This is a genomic window from Janthinobacterium paucivorans (assembly GCF_051380805.1).
GTDB lineage: Bacteria > Pseudomonadota > Gammaproteobacteria > Burkholderiales > Burkholderiaceae_D > Janthinobacterium > Janthinobacterium lividum_D.
This window is the reverse complement of the sequence record NZ_JBNYXR010000034.1, coordinates 1-2,523: the sequence shown is the minus strand read 5'-3', so window position 1 is coordinate 2,523 and position 2,523 is coordinate 1. Positions and strand designations below refer to the sequence as shown.

The following is a 2,523-nucleotide window of genomic DNA, read 5'->3' as shown; positions in this document are numbered from 1 at the left end:
GTAAGCGTAAAGCCAGCGCCGTCTTTACCTCGACTACTCCTGCCAGCATGATTTGAGGTTGAGACACAAATCGATTGTGTCCACAAACTCGATTATGGACACAATAATTCAACCAGTCGCAAGACCCTCAAAACGTGGCAGCTACCGGCGCCACTCCGATGAATTCAAGCGGGCCGTCGTCGCCCAGTCGCTGCTGCCTGACGCATCCGTTTCGCGCATCGCCCGCCAGCACAACCTCAACGCCAATCAGGTATTCGCTTGGCGTAAACTGTTCGGAGAAGGCCAGCAGGAATCTGGCAATAATGTCTGCACACTGCTGCCGGTGACGGTGGTGGCGCCGGTCATAGCACAGCCCGTGGCCGAGCAGGCACCAGCGTGCGGCGGCATCATCGAACTGACCGTTGGCAAAGCGCGGCTGCGGCTGGAAGGCGCCGTTGACACTGCCGTGCTGCACCTAGTGTTGCAGCGGCTGCTGCCATGATCGGCCTGCCGGCCCACACCCGGATCTGGATCGTCGCTGGCATCACCGACATGCGCTGCGGCTTCAACGGCCTGGCGGCCAAGATAGAGACGACGCTGCAGGCCGATCCATTCAACGGCCATGTGTTTGTATTTCGTGGCCGGCGCGGCGACATCATCAAACTGCTGTGGTGGACTGGCGACGGCCTGTGCCTGCTGGCCAAGCGGCTTGAACGGGGCCGTTTCATCTGGCCGCAGGCCAGCAGCGGCACGGTCACGCTGACGCAGGCCCAACTGTCGATGCTGCTCGAAGGCATCGACTGGCGCCAGCCGGTACGCACCTGGCAACCATCGTCGGGCTTGTAAACGTCGGCGCCCTCGCGTAAACTTGGCCCATGCTCAATTCAGCCGATCTGCCCAACGACATCGATGCCCTGAAGGCGTTGCTGCTGACGGCCGAGCAGACGCTGCGTGAGCGCGACACCGTCATCGCCGCGCACGACGAGCTGGTGTCAGGACTGCGCGCGCAACTGACGACGACCGAGGTCGAGATCGAGCATCTGAAGCTCATGATTGCCAAGCTGCGTCGTATGCAGTTCGGTCGCAAATCCGAGAAGCTGGACCACCAGATCGAACAGCTGGAACTACAACTGGAAGACCTGCAAGCGACCGAGGGTGAGGCCGAGCGCGAGCGGCCGCCGGCAGACAAGGCACCGCGCACCAAGTCGGCGCGCAAACCGCTGCCGGAGCACCTGGCGCGCGACGAGCGCGTGTATCAACCGCAGGCCGAGGCTTGCCCGGCGTGCGGTGGCGGGCTGCGCAAGTTGGGTGAGGACGTCGCCGAGCAACTGGAGTTCGTGCCGGCCAGCTTCCGCGTGATCCGTCATGTACGTCCGAAGCTGGCGTGCAAGTGCTGCGACACCATCGTGCAGGCACCGGCGCCAAGCCGGCCGATCGCGCGCGGCATTGCCGGACCGGGGCTGCTGGCCCATATCCTGGTGGCCAAGTTCGCCGACCATCTGCCGCTGTACCGGCAGTCTGTCATCTATGCCCGCGAAGGTGTCGAACTGGAACGTGCGCTGCTGGCGAACTGGGTCGGGGCGGCCAGCGCGCTGCTGCGCCCGCTGGTCGAGGCGATCCGGCGCCATGTGCTCGCTGGCGCCAAGCTGCACGCCGACGACACCCCGATTCCGGTCCTGGCGCCCGGCAATGGCAAGACGAAAACAGCGCGGCTATGGACCTACGTGCGTGACGATAGCGCGTCGGGCGACACGACACCGGCTGCGGTCTGGTTCGCCTACACGCCGGACCGCAAGGGTATCCATCCGCAAACCCACCTGGCCAGCTTCAGCGGCGTGCTGCAGGCTGACGCCTATGCCGGCTTCAATGCGCTGTACGTCGACGGCACCATCCAGGAGGCGGCATGCTGGGCGCACGCACGGCGAAAATTCTACGACCTGCACGCGGCCAGGCCATCTGCCATCACGACCGAGGCGTTGCGCCGCATCGCCGAACTGTATGTGATCGAAGCCGAGATTCGCGGCAAACCACCGCACGAACGACAGCTGGTTCGCCAATCAAGAGCGCGCCCTTTGCTCGACGACTTAGACCATTGGCTGCGCGCCACGCTCGAAAAACTGTCGCGCAAGTCGGACACGGCGGCGGCAATCCAGTACGCGCTGAACCTATGGCCGGCGTTGCTGCGTTACTGCGACGACGGCATCATTGAGATCGACAACTCGGCCGCCGAGCGGGCGTTGCGCGGTGTCGCCATCGGCCGCCGCAATTACCTGTTCGCAGGTGCCGACAGCGGCGGCGAGCGTGCCGCCGCGATCTACTCGCTGATCGGCACGGCCAAGCTCAACGGTGTTGACCCCGAGGCCTGGCTGCGCCATGTGCTGACCAACATCGCCGATCATCCGGTCAACCGGGTCGACGACTTCCTGCCCTGGAACTGCGCCACGCCGCTTCCCTCGGCTTAAAAACACGCCGCTTCCCAGCGGTGTGATGCCATCATCTTCTAATTCATTGCCGGGCTCAAGACGGCGCTGGCTTTACGCTTAC

3 protein-coding genes are annotated in these 2,523 nt (G+C 64.1%); all 3 read left to right on the top strand.

Annotation, left to right across the window (positions count from 1 at the left end):
* Positions 1–76 precede the first annotated feature (76 nt).
* From tnpA to tnpC, 3 genes are read left to right on the top strand one after another with little or no spacing between them, the layout of a single operon-like run.
* The gene (gene tnpA, locus ACQ4V8_RS21775) at positions 77–481 is read left to right on the top strand and encodes an IS66-like element accessory protein TnpA (protein WP_436572194.1); all 405 of its coding nucleotides are present in this window, start codon (positions 77–79) and stop codon (positions 479–481) included.
* Positions 478–825: an IS66 family insertion sequence element accessory protein TnpB gene (tnpB, locus tag ACQ4V8_RS21770; RefSeq protein WP_100427869.1), complete on the top strand. Its 348-nt coding sequence runs from the start codon at positions 478–480 to the stop codon at positions 823–825. The genes tnpA and tnpB overlap by 4 nt, the downstream gene beginning before the upstream one ends.
* A gap of 29 nt (positions 826–854) precedes the next feature.
* Positions 855–2,441 (top strand): IS66 family transposase, encoded by a 1,587-nt coding sequence (tnpC, locus tag ACQ4V8_RS21765; protein ID WP_436572193.1) that lies wholly within the window; start codon positions 855–857, stop codon positions 2,439–2,441.
* The last annotated feature ends 82 nt before the right edge of the window (positions 2,442–2,523 follow it).